This is a genomic window from Modestobacter sp. VKM Ac-2983 (genome assembly GCF_026967885.1).
Lineage (GTDB): Bacteria > Actinomycetota > Actinomycetes > Mycobacteriales > Geodermatophilaceae > Modestobacter.
The window spans coordinates 749,410-770,026 of the sequence record NZ_JAPVBK010000003.1; the positions used below are offsets into that span (position 1 = coordinate 749,410).

Annotated in this window: 23 protein-coding genes; 11 read left to right on the top strand and 12 right to left on the bottom strand. The window is 75.5% G+C overall.

All coding sequences use genetic code 11. The features are described from left to right. Positions 1 to 8: 8 nt before the first annotated feature. Complete coding sequence (locus O2W18_RS15575; RefSeq protein ID WP_269188380.1) at positions 9 to 4,178, bottom strand: FtsK/SpoIIIE domain-containing protein; 4,170 nt, start codon at positions 4,176 to 4,178, stop codon at positions 9 to 11. Positions 4,179 to 4,359: 181 nt separating this feature from the next. On the opposite strand from O2W18_RS15575, the gene O2W18_RS15580 reads away from it, so the two are divergent. Next, a complete protein-coding gene (locus O2W18_RS15580) occupies positions 4,360 to 4,653 on the top strand; it encodes a WXG100 family type VII secretion target (RefSeq protein WP_269170697.1) in 294 nt (97 codons plus the stop codon). A gap of 71 nt (positions 4,654 to 4,724) precedes the next feature. Here O2W18_RS15580 and O2W18_RS15585 read toward each other — a convergent pair whose 3' ends face one another. Both O2W18_RS15585 and O2W18_RS15590 read right to left on the bottom strand, forming a co-directional pair. Continuing rightward, positions 4,725 to 5,654 (bottom strand): MFS transporter permease, encoded by a 930-nt coding sequence (locus O2W18_RS15585; RefSeq protein ID WP_269188381.1) that lies wholly within the window; start codon positions 5,652 to 5,654, stop codon positions 4,725 to 4,727. Beyond that, the gene (locus O2W18_RS15590; protein ID WP_269188382.1) at positions 5,651 to 6,139 is read right to left on the bottom strand and encodes a hypothetical protein; all 489 of its coding nucleotides are present in this window, start codon (positions 6,137 to 6,139) and stop codon (positions 5,651 to 5,653) included. Before O2W18_RS15590 ends, O2W18_RS15585 begins: the two co-directional genes overlap by 4 nt. Before the next feature lie 118 nt (positions 6,140 to 6,257). Between O2W18_RS15590 and O2W18_RS15595 the strand changes: the two genes are divergently transcribed. Together O2W18_RS15595 and O2W18_RS15600 are read left to right on the top strand one after the other, a co-directional pair. Next, positions 6,258 to 6,788, top strand: a complete 531-nt coding sequence (locus tag O2W18_RS15595) for a MaoC family dehydratase (protein WP_269188383.1) — start codon at positions 6,258 to 6,260, stop codon at positions 6,786 to 6,788. 67 nt (positions 6,789 to 6,855) lie between these two features. Further along, positions 6,856 to 7,170, top strand: coding sequence for a hypothetical protein (locus O2W18_RS15600; RefSeq protein WP_269188384.1), 315 nt, complete (start codon positions 6,856 to 6,858; stop codon positions 7,168 to 7,170). A gap of 24 nt (positions 7,171 to 7,194) precedes the next feature. Here O2W18_RS15600 and O2W18_RS15605 read toward each other — a convergent pair whose 3' ends face one another. Further along, on the bottom strand, positions 7,195 to 7,608 hold the full coding sequence (locus O2W18_RS15605; protein ID WP_269188385.1) for an NUDIX domain-containing protein: 414 nt from the start codon (positions 7,606 to 7,608) through the stop codon (positions 7,195 to 7,197). A 100-nt stretch (positions 7,609 to 7,708) separates the two neighbouring features. Here O2W18_RS15605 and O2W18_RS15610 point away from each other — a divergent pair, with 100 nt between their 5' ends. The 5 genes from O2W18_RS15610 (at position 7,709) to O2W18_RS15630 (ending at position 11,184) form a co-directional block, all read left to right on the top strand. Then, positions 7,709 to 8,335, top strand: coding sequence for a DUF6758 family protein (locus tag O2W18_RS15610; protein WP_269188386.1), 627 nt, complete (start codon positions 7,709 to 7,711; stop codon positions 8,333 to 8,335). A 190-nt stretch (positions 8,336 to 8,525) separates the two neighbouring features. Then, positions 8,526 to 8,681 carry a hypothetical protein gene (locus O2W18_RS15615; protein WP_269158687.1) on the top strand — a complete coding sequence of 52 codons (156 nt, stop codon included), beginning with the start codon at positions 8,526 to 8,528 and terminating at the stop codon, positions 8,679 to 8,681. 8 nt (positions 8,682 to 8,689) lie between these two features. Further along, a complete protein-coding gene (locus O2W18_RS15620) occupies positions 8,690 to 9,361 on the top strand; it encodes a PH domain-containing protein (protein ID WP_269188387.1) in 672 nt (223 codons plus the stop codon). A gap of 56 nt (positions 9,362 to 9,417) precedes the next feature. Next, on the top strand, positions 9,418 to 10,275 hold the full coding sequence (locus O2W18_RS15625) for a PHP domain-containing protein (protein ID WP_269188388.1): 858 nt from the start codon (positions 9,418 to 9,420) through the stop codon (positions 10,273 to 10,275). Between the two features lie 51 nt (positions 10,276 to 10,326). Beyond that, positions 10,327 to 11,184 carry a RecB family exonuclease gene (locus O2W18_RS15630; RefSeq protein WP_269188389.1) on the top strand — a complete coding sequence of 286 codons (858 nt, stop codon included), beginning with the start codon at positions 10,327 to 10,329 and terminating at the stop codon, positions 11,182 to 11,184. A gap of 1 nt (position 11,185) precedes the next feature. Here O2W18_RS15630 and O2W18_RS15635 read toward each other — a convergent pair whose 3' ends face one another. Both O2W18_RS15635 and O2W18_RS15640 read right to left on the bottom strand, forming a co-directional pair. Beyond that, positions 11,186 to 11,596 carry a VOC family protein gene (locus O2W18_RS15635; protein ID WP_269188390.1) on the bottom strand — a complete coding sequence of 137 codons (411 nt, stop codon included), beginning with the start codon at positions 11,594 to 11,596 and terminating at the stop codon, positions 11,186 to 11,188. A gap of 261 nt (positions 11,597 to 11,857) precedes the next feature. After that, positions 11,858 to 12,484, bottom strand: a complete 627-nt coding sequence (locus O2W18_RS15640; protein ID WP_269188391.1) for a LysE/ArgO family amino acid transporter — start codon at positions 12,482 to 12,484, stop codon at positions 11,858 to 11,860. A gap of 77 nt (positions 12,485 to 12,561) precedes the next feature. On the opposite strand from O2W18_RS15640, the gene O2W18_RS15645 reads away from it, so the two are divergent. Then, positions 12,562 to 13,440, top strand: coding sequence for a LysR family transcriptional regulator ArgP (locus O2W18_RS15645; RefSeq protein WP_269188392.1), 879 nt, complete (start codon positions 12,562 to 12,564; stop codon positions 13,438 to 13,440). Between the two features lie 71 nt (positions 13,441 to 13,511). After that, positions 13,512 to 13,820, top strand: coding sequence for a hypothetical protein (locus O2W18_RS15650; RefSeq protein ID WP_269188393.1), 309 nt, complete (start codon positions 13,512 to 13,514; stop codon positions 13,818 to 13,820). On the opposite strand, the gene O2W18_RS15655 is transcribed toward O2W18_RS15650, so the two are convergent. The 4 genes from O2W18_RS15655 to O2W18_RS15670 are packed head-to-tail and all read right to left on the bottom strand — an operon-like array spanning position 13,810 to position 18,733. Further along, positions 13,810 to 14,682, bottom strand: coding sequence for an oxygenase MpaB family protein (locus O2W18_RS15655; RefSeq protein WP_269188394.1), 873 nt, complete (start codon positions 14,680 to 14,682; stop codon positions 13,810 to 13,812). The genes O2W18_RS15650 and O2W18_RS15655 overlap by 11 nt on opposite strands. Continuing rightward, entirely contained in the window at positions 14,679 to 15,614 is a 936-nt protein-coding gene (locus O2W18_RS15660) for an alpha/beta fold hydrolase (protein ID WP_269188395.1), read from the bottom strand. The genes O2W18_RS15655 and O2W18_RS15660 overlap by 4 nt, the downstream gene beginning before the upstream one ends. Positions 15,615 to 15,659: 45 nt before the next feature. Continuing rightward, the gene (locus tag O2W18_RS15665) at positions 15,660 to 16,808 is read right to left on the bottom strand and encodes an outer membrane protein assembly factor BamB family protein (protein ID WP_269188396.1); all 1,149 of its coding nucleotides are present in this window, start codon (positions 16,806 to 16,808) and stop codon (positions 15,660 to 15,662) included. A 14-nt stretch (positions 16,809 to 16,822) separates the two neighbouring features. Continuing rightward, positions 16,823 to 18,733, bottom strand: coding sequence for a DEAD/DEAH box helicase (locus tag O2W18_RS15670; protein WP_269188397.1), 1,911 nt, complete (start codon positions 18,731 to 18,733; stop codon positions 16,823 to 16,825). 159 nt (positions 18,734 to 18,892) lie between these two features. Between O2W18_RS15670 and O2W18_RS15675 the strand changes: the two genes are divergently transcribed. Continuing rightward, the gene (locus tag O2W18_RS15675; protein WP_269188398.1) at positions 18,893 to 19,567 is read left to right on the top strand and encodes a ferritin-like fold-containing protein; all 675 of its coding nucleotides are present in this window, start codon (positions 18,893 to 18,895) and stop codon (positions 19,565 to 19,567) included. Between the two features lie 64 nt (positions 19,568 to 19,631). Here O2W18_RS15675 and O2W18_RS15680 read toward each other — a convergent pair whose 3' ends face one another. Further along, positions 19,632 to 19,862, bottom strand: a complete 231-nt coding sequence (locus O2W18_RS15680; RefSeq protein WP_036340369.1) for a DUF3107 domain-containing protein — start codon at positions 19,860 to 19,862, stop codon at positions 19,632 to 19,634. A gap of 77 nt (positions 19,863 to 19,939) precedes the next feature. Beyond that, complete coding sequence (locus tag O2W18_RS15685; protein WP_269188399.1) at positions 19,940 to 20,608, bottom strand: TetR/AcrR family transcriptional regulator; 669 nt, start codon at positions 20,606 to 20,608, stop codon at positions 19,940 to 19,942. Positions 20,609 to 20,617 lie beyond the last annotated feature (9 nt).

Here is a 20,617-nt window from a genome sequence, read left to right on the forward strand (position 1 = left end):
CCGGTCGGTCACCGCGCGCCCGGTGCGGAGCGGTGCCGGGCGACCTGCACCCGGATGACCTCGTGCGGGGTCACCAGCCAACCCGAACCAGGCCGCGGGGGCAGCGGTGTCCGGGGCACCCGGAGGCCGAGCATCTCGGCGTCGCCGGGTGCCGGCCGCAACAGCACGGCCGTGCGGCTGCGGCGCAGTGCGGCCGCCGGACCACGGAAGGCCCCGGCGACCTCCGCGGCGGTCCCGGCCCCGACGACCGTCACCCGACCGGTCGATGAGCTCAGCGAGGCCAGCAGGTCCCCGACCTCGGCGGAGAGCGAGCTCAGGTCGTCGGCGAGCACGAGCACCCGGGACGCGTCGTGCCCGGCCAGCCAGCTGCGCACCCCCGCCGTGTCCGTCCCGGACAGCGGGACGGGCAGGTGCAACGGTTCGCCGCCGCCCTCACCGGTGACCGGTGCGGGTGCGCTGACCAGCTCGAGCACGGCCACACCGGCCGACCGAGCGTGGCTGCCGAAGGCCCGGAGCGCGCTGGACCGGCCGCTGCCCGGTGGGCCGACCACCAGCAGGCCGCCGGTGCGGGCCAGGTCCACGCCGACCGCCTCCCCGCCGTCACCGCCTGGGCCGACCGGTAACCACCACGTCCCCCGTCCGTTGCCGGCGGGTGCCGGAGCGGGCAGGGGCAGACCAGGGTCGGCGGGCAGCTCGACCACCCGCAGCGGCGGTTCGGTGCACGACGCCCCCGGCAGGTCGGCCGCGGGCACGACAGGTGTACGGGGCAGCGCCAGCTGGCACTCCGCGGCGTCCTCGCCGACCAGGGCGCGCCCCGGCGGCCGGTGGCCCGGCACCGCACGCGCGGCCACACCGGCCACCGCGTAGTCGGCCCGGTCGGGCAACGGCAGCACCAGGCGCTCTCGGACGGAGCCCGCCAGTCGTCCACCGGGGACGGCGCGCTCGGCGGTCAGGGCGACCGTCAGGCCGACGGCAGCACCGTCCCGCGCCAGCCGCAGCAGTGCCGCCGCCCCGGTGGCGGGATCGGCCGCCTCGACCTGCGCGGCCACGCTCTCGTAGCCGTCGACCAGCAGCAGGAGCAGCGGCGCGGGCGCCGCGCCACCGCCGCGGCGCCGGTCCACCTCCTCGGTCAACCGGGCGAGCAGCCGCACGGTGCGGTGTGGGTCGTCCCGGCCGACGGCCGTGCCGGTGTGCGGCAGGCCCGCCGCCAGGGTCACGAGGCCGCCACCCCCGTGGTCGAGCACGTGCACCTGCAGGCCACCGGGCGGCAGGTGGTGGACGGCCTCGCCCAGCACGGTGCGCAGCGCGGTGGTCCGTCCGCTGCGGGGACCGCCCACCACCAGCCACCCGCCACCGGCGTCCAGGTCGAGCTCCAGCGGTGCCTGGAGCTGCGCGTCGGGGGAGTCGCGGAGGCCGAGTCGGAGCCGGGACGCCGGTGCCGCCGGCGCCCAGCGGTCGAGCGCCGTGGCGGGGAGCTGGTCGGGCAGCGGGGGGAGCCAGGGCCGGTGCGGCGGGTCGATGGCGTCCGCCCGTGCCCGTGCCCCGAGCGCCGCGGCCAGACGCTGCAGGTCGCTGGCCCCGCCGACGGGTGGCGCGGACAGCGCCGGCCCCGGCCGCGACGGCCAGTGACGGCGCGCGACGGCCAGCGGCGCACCCACCGGCGCCGAGCGGCCGGAGACCCGCGCCACCTGCAGCAGCACGGCCGGCCCGTTGCCGGTCCGCAGGTACGCCCGGCCCGGGCGGTCGGGGGGCAGGTGTGCGGGCAGGGTGCTGCCGAGCACGTCACGGGCGTCACCCTCGTCTGTGGTGCGCAGGCAGATCCGCAGCGAGCAGTTGGCCCGGATCTCCGGGCTGACCACACCGGCCGGACGCTGGGTGGCCAGCACCAGGTGGACGCCCAGCGACCGGCCGCGCTGGGCGATGCCGACCAGGCCGGTGACGAAGCCCGGGAGCTCCTCGGCCAGGGTGGCGAACTCGTCGACGACGATCACCAGGCGGCTGGCGGCGACCGGTGCCGGCAGGGCCGCGAGGTCGCGCACACCGTGCTCGGCCAGCAGGCGTTCCCGGCGGGTCAGCTCCGCGGACAGGGACCGCAGCGCCCGCGCCGTGGACTGGGTGTCCAGGTCGGTCAGCATCCCCACGGTGTGCGGGAGCGTCGCCGCCTCGCCGAAGGCGGCTCCGCCCTTGTAGTCGATGAGCAGGAAGCTGCACCGGTCCGGTGGGTGGTGCTGGGCCAGGCTGGCGACGAGGGTCTGCAGCAGCTCGGACTTGCCCGAGCCGGTCGTGCCGGCGACGAGCGTGTGCGGACCGTCGGCGACCAGGTCGATCCGGACCGGTCCCTCGCCGGTGGCGCCCAGGGTGGCCAGCAGGCGGCTGCGATCCCGGTCCCAGGTGCCGGACGCCTGGCTGTCCCGCGGGTCCAGCCGGAGCCCGGCGGTCGGCAGGTCGAGCAGCCGGGCCGTGTCGGGCAGTTCGCCGGCGGACGCCGGGACGGCGAGCCGGGCCAGGTCCCGGGCGATCCGGTCGGCGGTCCCCGCGCCGACCGCGTCGAGATCGACGAACCGCTCCTGGTCGGCGCCGGGCAGTCGCAGCCGACCTCCGGTGCCGGTCTCCCCGGCGACCTGCAGCCGGGCCAGCGCCGGCAACGCGAGGGCGGCCTCGGTCCCGGCGAGGTCCAGCCGTACGGCGTGGGCAGCGGAGCCCGCGACCAGGGCGGCGGTCGCCGGGTCGATCGGGCCGTCCAGCACGACCACCGTCCGGGGTGGGGCGCCCTCGCCGGCGGCCGGGGCACCGGACAGCGCGGCCAGCAACCGGTCGGGGACGGGCTCGCCCGGGACGATCACCCCCTGCAGTTGGGGCAGCCAGCGGCACCACCGCCAGTCCGCGAGGTGGTCCCGGCCCGCCACCAGCACCACCCGCAGACCCGAGGGAGGGACCAGGACGGCCAGCTGGCAGACCAGTGCACGGACCACGCCGAGGGCCGCTGCCCGCGGCCCGACGATGCCCAGGCCGGCCCCGTCCTGGAGGGGCAGCGCCACCGGCAGGTGCTCGCCCGGGACGGTGGCACGGTCCCCACCGGGCTCGGCGCTGGTCACCGAGGTGGGGCCCGGGCCGGTGCCCAGCCGCACGCTGAGCGCAGCGGCGGCCGAACCGGTCCGGGACCACAGGGGGCTGCTGCGCCGACGCGCGGCGGCGGCCAGGAGGGCGAGGTCGGGGTGCGCGGCCTCCTGCGCCGCGCGGTGGGCGGCGACCGCCCGGCCGAGCTCGGCGTCGGCCCGGGCGAGCGCCACTGCGTGCGCAGCCACCTCCCGGCGGTGGCCGCGGCGGCCGGACAGCCGGTCCGACGTCCAGCTGGCCACGGCGACGACCGGGCTCAGCAGGGCGAAGAAGAGGAAGTGCGGCGTGGCGAGGAGCCAGGCCATCAGCACCCCGCCGACCGCCGGGAGCGCGACGGCGACCCAGCCCAGCCGTCGCCGTGCCGGCTCCGGCGGGGCCGCCGGCCGGAGCACCGTCGTGCTCGCCGGAGCCGGCGGGGACCAGGGGAGCGGGCGGACGTGCACCCGTCCTGCCGGTGCGGCAGCGGACTGCAGGCCGGCGCCGCGTGGGCCGGTCAGCCGCAGGGCGCTGGCACCCAGCCGGAGCGTCGCGTCCACCGGCCACTCCTGGTCGGCCGTGCCCACTGCGGAGACCGCACCGGTGCGGTCGGTCAGCGCGGTGCCGTTGGAGGACCCGAGGTCGGCGACCGTGACCCGTCCCTCGGCCACCGAGACGACGACGTGACGGCGCGAGACGTCCGGGTCCTCGAGGGTCAGCCCGCACGTCGCGCCGCGGCCGACGACGAGCGCACCCTGGCCGAGCGCGACCGTGCGGCCGGCGTCCGCCCCGGCCACCACGTGCAGCTCGAGCGCACCGCCCTCGGCCGGCTCCCGGGGCCCCGGGCGGCCCCACCCCAGGAGGGCGCCGTGGCGCAGGGCCTCGGACACCAGCGGGGTGCTGGCCGGCAGCGCACTCGACCCGGACCAGAGCTGAGCCGGCGGGAGGTGGAGCTGTTCGGAGAACCCGGCCAGGACGTCGCCGAGCACGGCTCCGTCCGGTGCTCGCACCTCGACGTCGAGAACGCCGTCGGGGGCCTGCAGCGTCCAGCAGCGGACGGTCTGCTCGACGGGCGCCGTCGTCATGCGGGACACCGCACCGGGGAGCTGGACACCCGGTCATGGTGCCGCCGGCCGGCGGCGTCGCGGGGGCCTCGACGAGCATCTGTGGACGGCGCGGCCGGCTGTGGACAGCTGCGGTCCCGCCCGCTCGGGCGGCCCTAGGTTCGGAGCCCGCCGGGAGGTCCCCGGCAGGTGAGGAGCAGCCATGAAGGTCGACATCGCGACGCTGAACACGATGGCAGGACAGTGCCGGGCGGAGGCCGCCGACACCTCGGCCCGGCACGCCACGCTGTCCGCCGGGATCAACAGCTCGGTGCTGGAGGGTTGGACCGACAGCCAGGCCGCGGTCCAGTTCAGCGAGCTGTACGAGAAGTGGCGACTGTCCAGTCAGGGCATGAGCGAGGCGCTCACCGGCATGGGCCAGCTGCTGACCAGCGTCGCCTCCGCGTACCAGCAGCACGAGGCCGAGATGGCCGCCCGGATCGGCGCGATGCTCTGACGTCGGCCGGCCGGCCGGCCGGTCGGACGCCGACGCAGGCGGTGCGCTGCTGACGGGCCCGGCCGTGCCCGTCAGCCTGGGACGGGGCTCCCGGGCACCGCTGGGACGTCGCCCAGGGTGTCCCGGCGCTGGAGCACCGACAGCCGCTCCCACGGCAGGATCGACAGGATCGCGATGCAGTGCGGCAGGAAGATGATCGTGACCCCGGCGTAGACCATCGCGTGGAAGCCGAGCAGGAAGAGCACCAGCGCGATCCGGGCCCGGTCGGTGCGCACCAGCAGGATCAGCGGCGCGGCCAGTTCGAGCACGATCATCACCCACTGCGCCGTCGGCAGCAGCCAGGCGACGTCCAGCGTCCACATCGACAGGTCGGTGCCCCGGCGGACCAGCGCGCGGGTCAGCGTGGCACCGGTCGCCCAGTCCCAGCCGCCGAACCGGATCTTCGCCCAGGCGGCGAGGAAGTAGGTGAGCATCACGGTGACCAGCACGGCCGCCATCGCGAACCCGGCGGCCTCCGAGGAGCGCCGGTCCCGCAGCCGCGCCCGGCCGATCGTCGGCAGCACGGCCAGGGCGATCAGGAAGGCGATCCGGTCGTGGTCGACCTTCCCGTAGCTCATCGCGATGACCATCCACTCCGAGTAGAGGAGGAAGACGGCCAGGCCGAGCAGCCGCGGCGCACGGCCGGTGGCGGCGGCCACCGCGGCGATCACCAGTGCCCACTGGACGACCAGCACGAGGGTGTGCGTCGGGGTGGGCAGGTCCAGCAGCCGGCCGACCAGCAGCGGCGCGTACCAGTCGGTGGGCACGTCGGCGTGGGCACGCACCCACGCCGTGGTGAGGAAGACGTCGACCGGGATGAAGAGGTAGGCGATCGCCCGGAAGACCGCGATCCGGGCCAGCGGCACCGGGCGGAACCACCAGCGGCGGGTGCCGGGGACCGCGGGGGCCTCCTCCGGCCGGACCGGCGCGGCAGCGCGTGAGGCGGTCGAGGCGGTGCTCACTCGCCGTCCTCCAGCTGGTGCTCGATCAGCACCCGGTCGCTGACCTCACCGGTCCGCTGACCGTCCTCGAGGTCGATGCGGCGCTGCACCACCTGCACCTCGACCAGCTCCTCAGCGTCGGGGTTGCGCTCGGCGTAGGAGTCGGCGAGGAGCCCGAGCAGCGAGGGCTCCCGGAAGACGCGGGGCAGCTGGCCCTCGAACTCGGCCCGGCGCAGCCCCACCTCGCCGCCGGAGAGGCGGACCTCCTCACCCGTGGTGGTCAGCCCGACCACCCGGGTGGAGACGACCGGGGTGTCGGGGTTCGCGCGGGTGGAGTACATCCGGAACGGCCCGAAGGGGAAGGTGTCGTCGTCCCCCCACACGGTGCCGGCCAGCAGCAGGGCCAGCACGATCGCGGCGGCAGCCAGCCGGATGCGTCGCCCGCCGGGGGTCAGGCGCTCGACCTCGGCCTCGGCCGGCAGGTCAGGGGCGGACTGCAGGTGCACCGGGCCATCGTAGGATCGGCGCCCGTCCAGACGGGTCATCGTCGCTCCGTGGCGGGCAGCCGGGGCGCACGCGCGCACCCGGGGCCCCGGCAGTCCCACCTGCGTCGTCCGTCGCCCGATGTCGACCAGCGGGAGCAGCCAGATGCAGTTCGGCCGGTACTACGAGGAGTTCGAGGTCGGCGCCACCTACAAGCACTGGCCCGGCAAGACGGTGACCGAGTACGACGACCACCTGTTCTGCCTGCTGACCATGAACCACCACCCGCTGCACCTGGACGCCCACTACGCGGCGGAGAACACCGACTTCGGCAAGAACGTGGTCGTCGGCAACTACGTCTACTCACTGCTGCTCGGCATGAGCGTCCCCGACGTCTCGGGCAAGGCGATCGCCAACCTCGAGGTCTCCTCGCTCAAGCACGTCGCCCCGACCTTCCACGGCGACACCGTCTACGGCGAGACCACCGTGCTGGACAAGACGGAGTCCCGCTCCAAGGACGACCGCGGCATCGTCCACGTCGAGACGATCGGCTACAAGCAGGACAGCACCGTGGTCTGCGTCTTCCGCCGGAAGGTGATGGTGCCCAAGCGCTCCCACGCCGAGGCCCGCGGCGGGGAGCAGCCCGGGCGTCCCGAGCCCGTCCGGCGGTGACCGGCCCGGGGCACCCCGTGTCGGCGGACGGCGCCGGCCACTGCGACGGCACAGCGGGCGGTACGTGATGGACGCGATCTCGATCCTCGTCGGGGTGGGGGCGGTGCTGCTGGGGCAGGCCATCGGCTACGTGCAGGGGCGACGCCACCGGGCTCCCAAGCCGATCCAGGCGATCTGCGGGTGCGGTCACGGCATGTCGATGCACAACGCGGAGACCGGGCGGTGCCACGGGATGATGAACGGTGACCCGCTCGAGTACGACTCCGACAAGGAGCCCACCGCGTACAAGCAGGTCCCCTGCACCTGTCAGCGGTACGTCGGGCCGCTCCCCATCGACCAGGTGTTCTCACCGCCGCTGCTGCCGCCGTCGGACTCCAGGTGAGTGCGGCTCCGGGTGCTCGCGAGCTCAGCGGGGGAGCACGCCCCAGCCGGACAGTGCGGTGAGCACGCCGGGGGCCATGTCCAGCGCGGTCAGCCCGGCGGCGTCCACGAAGGCGGCGTCGTCGGCGTCGTCCCCGGCCACCGGCTGCCGCCCGGGCTCGGTCACCGTGCACCACCAGTCGGTGACGGTGAAGACGACGCCGTCCCCGTCGACCCGGACCCGGCCCAGCACCCGCACCGGGCGCACGGCCACCCCGGTCTCCTCGGCGGTCTCCCGCACGACGGCGTCGGCCTCGGACTCACCGGTCTCCACCCGCCCGCCCGGCACCGACCACAGGCCCGCGCTCGGGGCGTGGCCCCGGCGGATCAGCAGCAGGCGGCCCCGCTCGTCGTGCACCACGGCGCCGACGCACGCCACCTCCGGTCGCGGGTCGTCCACCTCGGGAAGGGTACGGGCGGCCGGGGACCCGGTGCCCGGGACGGCGGGACGCTGAGGCGATGCTTGACGAACCCACGGCAGAACAGGACGGTGAGCGGCGATGAGTGTCTCCCCGGTGTGCCCGCGCTGCGGCGAGGTGCTGGTCGTCCGCCCCGGCTCGGCCGACGAGGGCTGGTGCCACGTGCACGCAGCCGTCACCCCGCTGCACCACACCGCCGTGGTCGCCCACGACGCGATCAGCGCGGTGTGCGCCGATGCCCGGGTGCCGGCGTGGGTCCCGGACCCGATGCCCGGCGGGTGGGCGGTCACCGGGCTGGCCTGGGGCGGTGAGCCGGGGGCCCGGGCGATCGTCGTCGCCTGCGCCGGCCCGGCGCCGCTGGGTGGCTCCGCCGAACTGGTGCTCGTGGCCGAGGAGCCCGGCACGGGCCTCGGCTGCGGTTACGCCGGGCTGCCCGGCGTCGACCCGGGAGAGCTCGTCGGTGCCGGCCCCTCCACCGTCGCGGTCGAGGCCGCCGGGCAGCGGGTGCCGCTGTGGCTCGTGCCGGTGGGCGACGACCGGGCCGCCTACGTCGGGGAGGCGCACGGCGTCTGGCTGTGGCTGGTCACCTGGCCGGCATCGGCGGCCTGGTTGCTGGCCGAGGACCTCGCGCTGCTGGACCTGCGGGAGCGGGTCTACCCCGACCTCCCGCTCGGCCCGATGACCGATCGGCTGCTGCCCGGCCGCTGAACGGGCGGGGCGAACCGGCCGGAGTGGATCCGTTCGACACGCCCTCGGCGTGGCGAGTGGTGTTCCGGGTGGGGCTGCTGTTACCCATGGGTCCGCGGTCCGGACGGCCGTCGAGGTGTACCGCCGTCGGCCCGCTCGCCTGGTCGCTGCCGGGTCCGCCTGGCCACCTGAGGAAGGGAACGGTGCGACCTTGCTGAAGAAGGTGCTCATCTGGCTGGCGATCGCCTTCGTCGTCTTCTACGTGATCCAGCGGCCCGAGGACGCAGCCGGCATCGTGCGCAGTGCCGGTGGCGCGCTCAGTGACGCGGCCGACTCCCTGTCGGCCTTCGTGGAATCACTGGTCTGAGCGCGGCCGTGTCCGGCCCCCGCTCGAGACGCCCCCGCTGGGGCAAGGACGCCGAGAAGTACCTGCTCCCCGATGAGCCACCGGTCATCGCCACCCGCCGCCACCCGGCGGTGCTGGCGCGCCCGGCGCTCCGGGGCGTCCCGGCGTTCGCGGTCGGGGTGTGGTTCCTCCAGCTCGACCCGGACAGCGGGTTCTCCACCGTCCTCGGTCTGGTCGTGGTCCTCGGCTCGCTGCTCTACCTCGGCCTGCACGTCGGGGAGTGGTGGGTCCGGCACTTCCTGATCACCCGGCGGCGGGTGCTGATGACCTCCGGGGTGTTCATCCGGACGGTCGCCGTCATGCCGCTGCGCCGGATCACCGACCTGACCTGGAAGGAGACCGGCTGGGGACAGGTGCTGGGCTACGGCACCTTCCGGTTCGAGTCCGCCGGCCAGGCGCAGGGCCTGGACGAGATCACCTACCTGCCGCACGCCAACGCGCTGTACAAGCGCCTGTCGGAGCTGATGTTCGGCACCGACTTCTCCACCAACCCGGTGAGCTCCGACGAGGAGGCCGACGGGTCGATGAACGCCGACGACCGGGGTGCCGAGGCAGCTCCCGAGCAGCACATGCCGCCCCCTCTGCAGTCGGGGCGCCGGCACGACACCGCCCCGATCCGGCGCACCCGCCCACCGTCCTGACCGGTCCTCGCGACCGCGCCGCGACGCATGGTGCACCGGTGCGGCAGGCTGGGGGCGTGCGCATCGACCTGCACACCCACTCCTCGGTCTCCGACGGCACCGACAGCCCCGCCGCGCTGGTCGCCACCGCGGCCGCGGCCGGTCTCGACGTCGTCGCCCTCACCGACCACGACACCACCGCCGGCTGGGCCCTGGCCGAGCAGGCGCGCCCGTCCGGGCTGACGCTGGTGCCGGGGATGGAGCTGTCCTGCCGGTACTTCCCGGCCGGTGAGACGCCGATCAGCGTGCACCTGCTGGCGTACCTGTTCGACCCGCTGCACCCCGCCTTCGCCGCCGAGCGGGTGCGGCTGCGCGAGGAGCGGCTCAGCCGGGGGGAGCGGATCGTGACCGCGCTCGCCGCCGACGGCTACCCGATCGTCTGGGCGGAGATCGTCGCGCGCAGCGAGGGCGGGGTGGTCGGGCGGCCGCACGTGGCCCGGGCGCTGGTCGACGCCGGCGTCGTCGACTCGGTCGACCACGCCTTCGCCACGCTGCTGCACCACGGCAGCCCCTACTACCTGACCAAGGCCGACACCGACGTGCTCGACGGCATCCGGTTCGTCCGCGCCGCCGGCGGGGTGCCGGTGTTCGCGCACGGCCTGGCGACGTCGCGGGGCCGGGTGGTCGGGGACGACGCGATCGCCGAGATGGCCGCCGCCGGGCTGCTCGGCCTGGAGGTCGAGCACCCCGACCACACGCCCGACCAGCGGGCCTACCTGCGAGCCCTGGCCGCCGGGCTGGGGCTGATCCAGACCGGGTCCAGCGACTACCACGGCACCAACAAGCGCACCCCGATCGGCGCCTGCACCACCGACCCGGCGCAGTTCGAGGCGCTGCTGGCGGCAGGCACCGGCAGCGCCGCGCTCGCCGACTGATCCTGTCGGTGGCCGCGGCTACCGTGGCGGCGTGACGACGGGGGGAACGCGGTGAGCGACCAACTCGAGATGCCGGGCATGCCCAAGCGGCTGTTCTCCTGCACGCCGAGCAAGTTGGCCACCTTCGCCGACTGCCCGCGCCGCTACCGGTTCGGCTACCTCACCCGGCCGAGCCCGCCGAAGGGCCCGCCGTGGGCGCACAACACCGTCGGCTCGGCGGTGCACGCGGCGCTGCGCTCGTGGTGGGAGCTGCCGGTGGAGAAGCGCACCCCGGCCGCGGCCCGGCAGCTGCTGTACAGCGGCTGGTCGCGAGCCGGGTTCCGGGACGACGAGCAGGCCGCGCAGTGGCGGGCCAGGGCGGCGGCCTGGATCACCGACTACGTGGCCGAGCTCGACCCCACCGACGAGCCGGCCGGCACCGAGCGCACGGTCGGCGCCACCACCGAGGCGCTCGCCCTGTCCGGCCGGGTCGACCGGATCGACCGCCGCGGCGACGAGCTGGTGGTCGTGGACTACAAGACCGGCCGCGTGCCCAGCACCGAGGACGAGGCGCGCGGGTCACCGGCGCTGGCGCTCTACGTGCTGGGCGTCCGGCGCACGCTGCGCCGGCCGTGCAACCGGGTCGAGCTGCACCACCTGCCCTCGGGCACCGTGGCCGCCTTCGAGCACACCGACCGGTCGCTGGCCAACCACGTGCGGCGGGCCGAGGACATCGCGGCCGACATCGGCACCGCCACTGAGGCGCTCGCCGCCGGCGCGGACGCCGACGAGGCCTTCCCGCCGGTGCCCGGCCAGCAGTGCAGCTGGTGCGACTTCCGCTCCAGCTGCCCGACCGGCCAGGCGGCCGCCCCGGCCCGGGAGACGTGGAGCTTCCTGCCCACCGAGCCGGTGACGGCGCCGGCCGAGTGAGTCAGCCGGCTGCCGAGCCGGCCGGGACGTCGGTGTAGCGGGCCGTCAGCACCTCCAGCAGGTGGCCGTCCGGGCCGCGGAAGTACAGCCGCCGTCCGCTGCCGTCGGGGTTGACCTCGCCCACCTCGCCAGGACGGCGCCCGGGCGGGTCGGCGGTGTACGGCGTCCCGTCGGCGTCGAAGCGGGCCCGGACCCGGTCGAAGTGGTCCTCGCCGATCAGGAAGGCCAGGTGCAGCGGCTCCGCCGACGGCGCGGGGGCGAAGTTCAGCACGATCGTGTCGTCGAGCTGCACGGACCGGAAGAACCCGTCCGTGTAGGGCTCGCGCAGTTCGAGCAGATCGACGAACCAGTCGACGGCGGCGTCCCGGTCGGTGACCGGGACGATCATGTGGTGCAGGGCAGCAGTGGGCACGGGTGCTCCGAGAGGTGAGGGACCGGCCGCGCGAGGGGCCGGGGAGTGCGCGGGGGGAACCGGCTCAGGCCGGGGCTCAAGACGTGGTGTGACGGGGCGGCACCGGGGTGGACACGGTGCGCGGGAGGGTCCTGGCGGGGGCGGCCCGCGAGGCCGCCCCGGGGTCACGTGCGGGCCGGGTACCCGACTCGCTCACGGCTCGAGGCCGACCCGGCAGTCATGCCGGCGACCGTAGCGCCGGAGCCGCCCGGCGCACAACGCTCAGCCGCCGGTCGCGCCGCGGACCGCGAGGGACGCCGCGAGCGCGACCATGACCACGGCGATCCCCGCGTCGAGGACCTGCCAGGAGCGCGGGCGGGCGAAGACCGGCCGCAGCAGCCGCGCGCCGTAGCCGAGCCCGACGAACCAGACCGCGCTCCCCACGGCCGCCCCGGCGCCGAACCACCAGCGGCGGTCGTCGTAGGTGCTGGCCAGCGAGCCGAGCAGCACGACCGTGTCCAGGTAGACGTGCGGGTTGAGCCAGGTCAGCGCCAGGGCGGTGGAGACGGTCGCCATCAGCCCGGCACGGGCGCCGCTGGAGTCGGGGAGCAGCGCGGCCGGGCGCCACGCCCGCCGGGCGGCCAGCAGCCCGTAGACCAGCAGGAACGCCGCCCCCGCGAAACAGACCACGGTGACCACGCCCGGCGCCCGGGCGACCAGTGCACCGGCGCCACCGACCCCGGCGGTGATCAGCACGACGTCGGAGAGCAGGCAGACGGCGACCACCGCGGCGACGTGCTCACTGCGCAGCCCCTGCCGCAGCACGAGCGCGTTCTGCGCGCCGATCGCCACGATCAGCGACAGCCCGAGCCCCAGTCCGGCGGCAGCGGCGAGAAGAGCGGAGGACATGACCAGCACGCTAGGTCGGCGTCATCCGACAGGCCAGCTCACTTTCCTCACGCACCTGAAGCGTGTCTGATGGTGACATGGACCTCGACCTGGCTCAGTTGCGCGCCCTGGAGGCGACCGTCCGCACGGGCACCTTGGACGCCGCCGCGGGTGCGCTGCACGTCACCCCCTCGGCGATCAGCCAGCGGATCAAGGCCCTGGAGACCACGACCGGCCGGGTGCTGCTCGTGCGGAGCAGGCCGGTGCAGCCCACCGAGTCCGGGCAGGCGCTGCTCCGGCTGGCCCGGCAGATCGACCTGCTCACCGCCGACGCCACCCGCGAGCTGGACGGCACCGGGCACGGCCGGGTCAGCCTGCCGATCGCGGTCAACGCCGACTCGTTGGCCACCTGGGTGCTGCCCGCGCTGGCGCCGCTGGCCGGTGAGCTCGTCCTCGACCTGCACCGGGCCGACCAGGCGCACACCAGTGCGCTGCTGAGGTCCGGGACGGTGATGGCCGCCGTCACCGGCGACGCCGCCCCCGTCCCCGGCTGCAGCGCGACCCGGCTGGGCAGCATGCGGTACCGGCCGCAGGCCGCGCCCGCCTTCGCCCGTCGCTGGTTCTCCGACGGGGGGACGGCCGAGTCCCTGGCCCGGGCGCCGGTCGTCGTCTTCGACCGCAGCGACGACCTGCAGCACGCGCACCTGCGAGCCCGCGGGGTGGATCCCGCGCAGCCGCCGATGCACTTCGTGCCCTCCTCGGCCGACTTCCTGACCGCGGTGCGACTGGGCATGGGCTGGGGGATGGTCCCCGACCTGCAGGACACCGAGGGCGGCCTGGTGGTGCTCGACCCGGCCGGTGCGGTCGACGTCGTCCTGCACTGGCAGCAGTGGCGGCTGCGGTCGCCGTCGCTGGACCGGGTGGCCGACGCCGTCCACACTGCCGCACGCCGGGTGCTGCTGCCCGGCACCAGGTGACCGGCTTGCCCCGGCACCGGCGGATGACCAGACTCGGGTACCTGACGGCGGACGAGCGAGGAGGTCGGGCGGTGCTGCGGTGGTCCGCGCTCGGCCTCGCCGTCGTCATCGCCGGGTGGCTGGGCGCGGAGGTCTGGCGCGACTCGGGCGTCCTCACCGTCGTGCTGCTGGGGTTGCCGGCCCTCGTCTGTCTGATCGCGGTGCTCGCGTCGGGCAGCCGGTACGCCCGGGTGGTCACCTGGGGTGCCGCGGCCGTCGTGCTCGGCTGGTCGCTGGTGCTGGGTCTGGGGGTCGGCCTGTTCTTCCTGCCGGTGGCCTTCCTGCTGGCGGCCGCAGCAGCCCGGCACGACCCGCTGCGGAGCCGCCCGCTCAGGCGCTGAGCGGTTCCAACGCGGCCACCCGGTCCCGGGCGGCTCGCACGATCGGCGACTCGCGCACCCGCGCCGGCACCGCCAGCGTCGTCTGCCGGAAGGCCTTGAGCCCGGCGGTCGCCGCGGTGTCGGTGACCCCGAACCCCGGCAGACCGTAGAGCCGGCGGGCCCAGCCGGGCAGCGTCGCAGCGCCGAGGGAGGCCAGCGTGCTCCACGCGGGACGGGCCGGGGTCAGCAGCTGCACCCAGCCCGGCATCGGCGGCACCAGGATGAAACGGGAGGCGGTGCGCGCCGCGGGCGTGACGGCCAGCTGGGTCCGGGCCCGGTCGAAGTAGGCCTCGAGCTCGGCGACCGTGCGCGGCACGTCGGCCTCCTCGGCTCCCACCAGGACCGCGGCGACCACCTGCTCCTCGACGTACCGGTCGGCGTCGGCGTCGGTCAGTGGCACCCCGGCCCGGCGGGCGGTGGACAGCAGGGAGTCGACCTCGCAGTTGTGCACCCAGAGCAGCAGGTCGGCGTCGTCGACGTTGAAGTGCCGGCCGGTGGTCTCCTCGACGCCGGACTTCCCGCGGTGCAGCCCGCGCACCCGGCGGACCTGGCGGAGCGCGTCCCGCCGGGTGCCGAACGTCAGCGTCGCGACGTACTCGGCCGTGCGGGTCAGCCGTGCCCAGGGGTCCTCGGCGAAGGCCGTGGAGAACTGGTGGACGCCGCCCATCGCCACCGGGTGCAGCGCCTGCAGCAGCAGGGCCCGGATGCCGCCCACCGAGAACGCCGGGTCGCTGTGCACCCGCCAGGTGACGCTGTCCGGCCCGAAGAAGCCGAGCAGGTCCTCCCGCTCGGTGAAGTCCTTGATCGACGGGGTCGGCTTCATCGCAGCGCGCCGGCGGTGTCGTCGGCGGCGGTGGCCAGCGAGCCGCGGGGATCGCTCCAGAAGGAGACCAGCACCTGCAGCGTGCGGGCCGGGTTCTCGATGGCGGGGGAGTGCACCGCCTGCGGGATGACCTCGTGCCGGGCGTGCAGCCGCGCGGCCATCTCGGCCTGCACCGCCGGGCTCCACGCGTCGTCGGCGACGCCGTGGGCCACCAGCACCGGCACCCCGGTCGCGGCCAGCTCGGCCACCCGGTCGGGCTCGGCGAGCATCGCGTCGGCCATCCCCAGCAGCCCCGCGGCGGTGTTGGCCAGGAACCGGCGGGTGAGGAACGCCCGGGTCGGCGCCGGGACCGCCTGGGCCTGCGGGTCGGTCATCGCCAGCTGGTCCAGGGTGTCGCTGACCAGCTGGACGCCACCGGCCTCCAGCAGCGGGGGCAGGTGGTCCAACAGCTCGGCCCGGGGGCCGGTCAGTGCGGCCGGGCCGCTTCCCAGCAGGGTGAGCGAGTCGAACAGCGCCGGCTCGGCGAGCACCGCTGCCCGGGCGACGAGGCCGCCGAAGCTGTGCCCGAGCACGTGCACCGGGCCGCCGGTCTCCTCGTGCAGCTGGCGGGCGACGGTGACCACGTCGGCCGCGAGGTCGGCCACCGAGTACTGCGCCGGGTCGTCCGGGCCGGGCGACTCGTACTGCCCGCGCTGGTCCATCGCCACCGTCCGCACCCCGGCCTCGCCGAGCGGCGACAGCAGCGGTGCGAAGTCCTCCTTGCTGCCGGTGTAGCCGGCCACCAGCAGCACCGTCGGGCCGTCGCAGGCGCCGGTGTCCAGCGCGGCGATCGGGCCGGCCCGGCCGGGGAAGGTCACCCGGGCTGCGTCGTGCACCGCCAGCTGGCGGAGGTCGTCGGGGGCGGTGTGCTCGGAGCCACCAGGCAGGACCATGACCCGAGTGTGCCCCGCCGTCCGGCCCCGCGCCGCCACGGGTGACTACCGGTGTGCGGACACCTGCGCGGGGGTGACGTAGACGACGACCGGACCGACCAGCGACGTGCGCCCCCCGGCGGGGACGGCGTCGGCGGTGGACCAGCGCGCCAGCTCGGTCCCGTCGGCGAGGTCGCGCTGCACGAACGCGCCCTCCTCCGGCACGGTGACGGCCCCGCCGTCCCCGGTCGCGGGCAGCCCGCGCGCGGGCACCTGCCAGCGCGGCAGCCCGGTCGCCTGGTCCAGGGCCAGCAGCTGACCACGTGCCCAGAGCAGGGCCACGTCGTCGACGCCGACCTGCTGCAGCGGCTCGGTCGCGGCCTCGCTCCCGGCCGGCAGGGCGGGGAGCGGGACCTCGCCGAGCGGCGTGCCGTCGACCGGGGACAGGACGTGCACCCGGTCGCCGACCACGACGTCGACCAGCCGGTCGACCCCGGCCAGTCGTGGGGTGGCGTCGCCGACGTCCAGGTCGCGGGTCCAGATGACGTCGCCGGCGAACCCGTCGAGCAACCGCACCTGCACCGCCGCCAGGCCGCTGCACCGCTGCAGCACGACCACCCCGGAACCACCGACGTCGGACCCGACGATCCGGCAGCCTTCCGGCGGCGCGTAGCGCCACCGGGTGTTGTCGCCCGCCGGGTCGATCGTGACGATCCCGGTCGGGCTGCTGGCGAGCAGGATCTGGTCGGTGCTGGCCAGGTCGACGTCGGTGCGGAACCGGACGTTGCGATACCACTCCCGGGCTCCGGTCGAGGCGTCCAGCCCGGTCAGCTCGTTGCAACGCCCCGTGGTGCGGAAGGCCACCACCACGATGCCGTCGACCGCGGTCGCGTCGCAGAGGGTGGCGTTGGCCCGCCGGTAGTGCCAGGCCTCGTCACCGGTCGCGGCATCCAGCATGGCCACCCCGTGCTCGTCGGTGACCAGCACCCGGCCGCTCTCGACCGCCTGCCGCGGTGCCGGGCCGGTGGCCGCCGACCACGCCTGCGCGAGCTCGGCGGCCGGCGTCTCGTCGGGGACGGCGGCCGGCGCGGCCGTCGTCCGGGAGGTCGCTGCGACGTCGGACGTGCGCCACAGCAGGACGGCGACGGCGGCCACCACGAGGGTGACCGCCGTCCATGCCCACACGCGCAGCGGCAGGCGACGTACCAGGGTCATGCGGTGGTGATGGCTCAGGCCGAGGGCTCGGCGCCGCCGCCGCTGCCGCCGCGGCCACCGCGACGGCGGCGACGCCGTGGCCGGCCGTCCTCACCGCCGTCCGTGGACGCGGCCATGGCGGGAGACCCGCTCTCGGCGCCAGGGCCGTCGATCGCCGCCGCGGCCCCGGCGGCGGCGGCGCCGCTGCCCCGGGTGCGCTGCCGCGGGCGGCTCTTGGGCGGCCCGACCGTGGGCTGGTCGTCCTCGGCGGGGGAGCTGCTGCGGCCCGGGCCGGAGGAGGTGCCGCCGGCGCGCTGGCGCTTGCCGGTCTCCCCGAGGTCCTCGAGGGTCTCGGCGCCCAGGCCCTCGCGGGTGCGCTGGCCCCGGGGGAGCCGCCCGGTCGCCGTCGTCGGCACGTCGAGCTCGCTGTAGACCCACGGCGAGGTGGAGTAGGTCTCCGGCGGGTCGGCGAAGTCCAGGTCCAGGGCCTTGTTGATCAGCTGCCAGCGGGGGATGTCGTCCCAGTCCACCAGGGTGACGGCGACGCCGGTGCTGCCGGCCCGGCCGGTGCGGCCGATCCGGTGCACGTAGGTCTTCTCGTCCTCGGGACACTGGTAGTTGACGACGTGGCTGACCCCGGTGACGTCGATGCCGCGGGCGGCGACGTCGGTGGCGACCAGCACGTCGACCTTGCCGGCCCGGAAGGCGCGGAGCGCCTGCTCGCGGGCGCCCTGACCGAGGTCACCGTGCACGGCGGCCGCGGCGAACCCGCGGTCGACGAGCTCGTCGGCGACCTTCTGCGCGGTCCGCTTGGTGCGGCAGAAGACCATCACCAGGCCGCGGTCCCGGGACTGCAGGACCCGGGACAGCAACTCGGGCTTGTCCAGGTTGTGCGCCCGGTAGATGAACTGCGTGGTCTGCGGGACCGTCGAGCCCTCGTCGTTGCCGTGCGCCCGGATGTGCGTGGGCTGGGTCATGAAGGACCGCGAGAGCGTGACGATCGGGCCGGGCATCGTCGCGGAGAAGAGCATCGTCTGCCGCTTGTCCGGGACCATTGCGAGGATGCGCTCGATGTCGGGCAGGAAGCCCAGGTCGAGCATCTCGTCGGCCTCGTCGAGGACCAGGCCGCGGACCTTGCCCAGGATCAGGTCTCCCCGCTGCGCCAGGTCGAGCAGCCGGCCGGGGGTGCCGACGACGACCTCGACGCCGGCCTGCAGCGCGGCGACCTGCGGTTCGAAGGCGCGGCCGCCGTAGATGGCCTGCACCCGGATGCCGCGCTTGGCGCCGGCGGCGGACAGGTCTCGGGAGACCTGGACGCACAGCTCACGGGTGGGGACGACGACGAGGGCCTGCGGCACGCCGTCGCCGCCCTCGGCCGGCGGGACGACGCGCTGCAGCAGCGGGACGCCGAAGCCCAGCGTCTTGCCGGTGCCGGTGCGGGCCTGCCCGATGAGGTCGTTGCCGGCCAGTGCGAGCGGGAGCGTCAGCTCCTGGATGGCGAAGGTGCGGGTGATCCCGACCTCGGCCAGCGCGGCCACGATGTCGGGGTGCACGTCGAAGTCGCTGAACAGCGGGCTGTCGGGGGCGACGGGCGCGCCGCCCAGCTCCTCGACCTGCTGCTCGAGCTCCTCGGGAGCGGGCGCGCCGGTCTCGGCGTGCTCCAGCTCCGGAGCGGCGGTGGTGCTGCTGGCGGTGGGGGTGTTCTCGGTGGAGGTCAGTTCTCTCGCCTCGGTCTGGTGGGGGACCGCGGTGCGTCGTCGGTGCCCGAACTCGGTCTCGAGTTCCAGCGTTGCCCGACTCGCTCGCCGGTCCCGGGGGTCGGTTCCGGGATGTTCGATCCAAGCGCCGACGCGGCCAGCAGACCGGGCGTCGAGTGCAGACTGCCCGGGAGACGGCCCTCGGAGGGCCGGCCTCGAGGAGGTGATCCGGCGGTCATCAGCGCACACGGAGGTTGCGCAGGAACAACGAGCCTGGCGGCCCGCCGATTCCATCCTAGCGTGACCAGCCCGTTAGCCTCGCTGGGCTGCCGTGCGACACGGGCCCGAAGGTGTCGCGACGGCGGCCGACGGCGCACCCGCGCCGGTGGCGCACCAGGAGGGGGAGCCGTGACCAGCGTCGAGGAGAGCCCCGGTCGACCGGCCGCTGAGCCGGCGGTCATCGACCTGCTGGGCGTGCTGGCCTACGCCGAGCTGACCGCGTTCGACCGGCTCGCCGAGGACGCCCGGTTGGCGCCGACGCTCGAGGGCCGCGCCGCCCTCGCCCGGATGGCGGCGGCCGAGATCGGGCACCACGACCGGCTGACCCAGCGACTGCGCGAGCTCGGCGTGGACGTGGCCCGGGCGATGGCCCCGTTCGTCGCCGCGCTGGACGCCTTCCACGACGGCACCCGGGCCAGCACCTGGCTGGAGGGGCTGGTCAAGGCCTACGTCGGTGACGGGCTGGCCACCGACTTCTACCGCGAGGTCGCGGTCTTCCTGCCGCAGCCGGACCGGGCGCTGGTCGAGGAGGTCCTCGCCGACACCGGGCACGCCGACTTCGCGCTCCGGGAGGTCCGGGCCGCCCTCGCCGCCGATCCCACCCTCACCGGCCGGCTGGCGCTGTGGGCACGCCGGCTGGTCGGCGAGGCGCTGACCCAGTCCCAGGCGGTCATCGCCGAGCACGAGCAACTGGCCGACCTGCTCATCGCCGGCACCGGGGACCTGACCGGGGTGGGCCGGCTGCTCCAGCGCCTCACCACCGCCCACTCGGCCCGCATGCAGGCCCTCGGCCTGAACCCGTGACAGGGCGCCGCCGCGGTGCGGCGACGCCCTGTCAGGTCGTACGGGTTCCTGCGGAACGGGTCGGTCAGCTGCTGATGAAACCCACCCGGCGCTGGTCGGCCTCGGCGATCTCGACGTAGGCGATCCGGTCGGTCGGGACGACGATGCGCCGACCGCGCTCGTCCACCAGCGTGAGCAGGCCGTCCTTGGAGCCGGTCATGGCCTTGGACACCTCGGCCGCGATCTCGTCCGGGCTCTTGGGGCTGTCGATGACCAGCTCGCGGGGGGAGTGTTGGACACCGATCTTTACTTCCACGCGGGGATGCCTCCTCAGGTCCGGCTACTGGCCACCCACGCTAGTCCAGCCCGGCGGCAGGCATCGGGTCCAGCCGGTCAGCCGTCAGCGAACGTGGACGGGCCGTCGGGATCCTCACGCAGCGGGAAGCCCGACATGCCGCGCCAGCCCAGGGACGACGCGAGCGCCACGGCCTCGTCCCTGGACACGGTGCCCTTGCGGGCCAGCCACCACCGGGCGCTCGTCTCGGCCAGCCCGGTCATCCCCGCGGACAGCAGCAGCGCCCGCTCGGGGTCCGCGCCGGTCTCCATCGCGATGACCTCGGCGATCGCCTCGATGCACTGCCGGGCGCCGCGGTCGGCGATCCGCCGGACGTCGGGGTCGTTGCGCAGGTCGGACTCGAACACCAGCCGGAACGCCTCGCCGTCGGCGTCCACGAAGTCGAAGTAGGCGCCGACCGCGCCGTCGACCCGCTCCCGGTTGTCCTCGGTGCCGGCCATCGCCTCGCGCACCCGGTCGGTGAGCTCGTCGACCTGCTGTTCCAGCAGCGCCAGGTAGAGCTCCCGCTTGCCGGGGAAGTGCTGGTAGAGCACCGGCTTGCTGACCCCGGCCCGGTCGGCGATGTCGTCCATCGCCGCGGCGTGGAACCCCTGGGCGACGAAGACGTCCTGCGCGGCCCGCAGCAGCTGCAGGCGCCGGGCACCGCGCGGCAGCCGGGCGGTGCGGCGGGCGGCCGGCGGCACGGGTACGGGTCGGCTGGGTCGCATGGCCCGGCG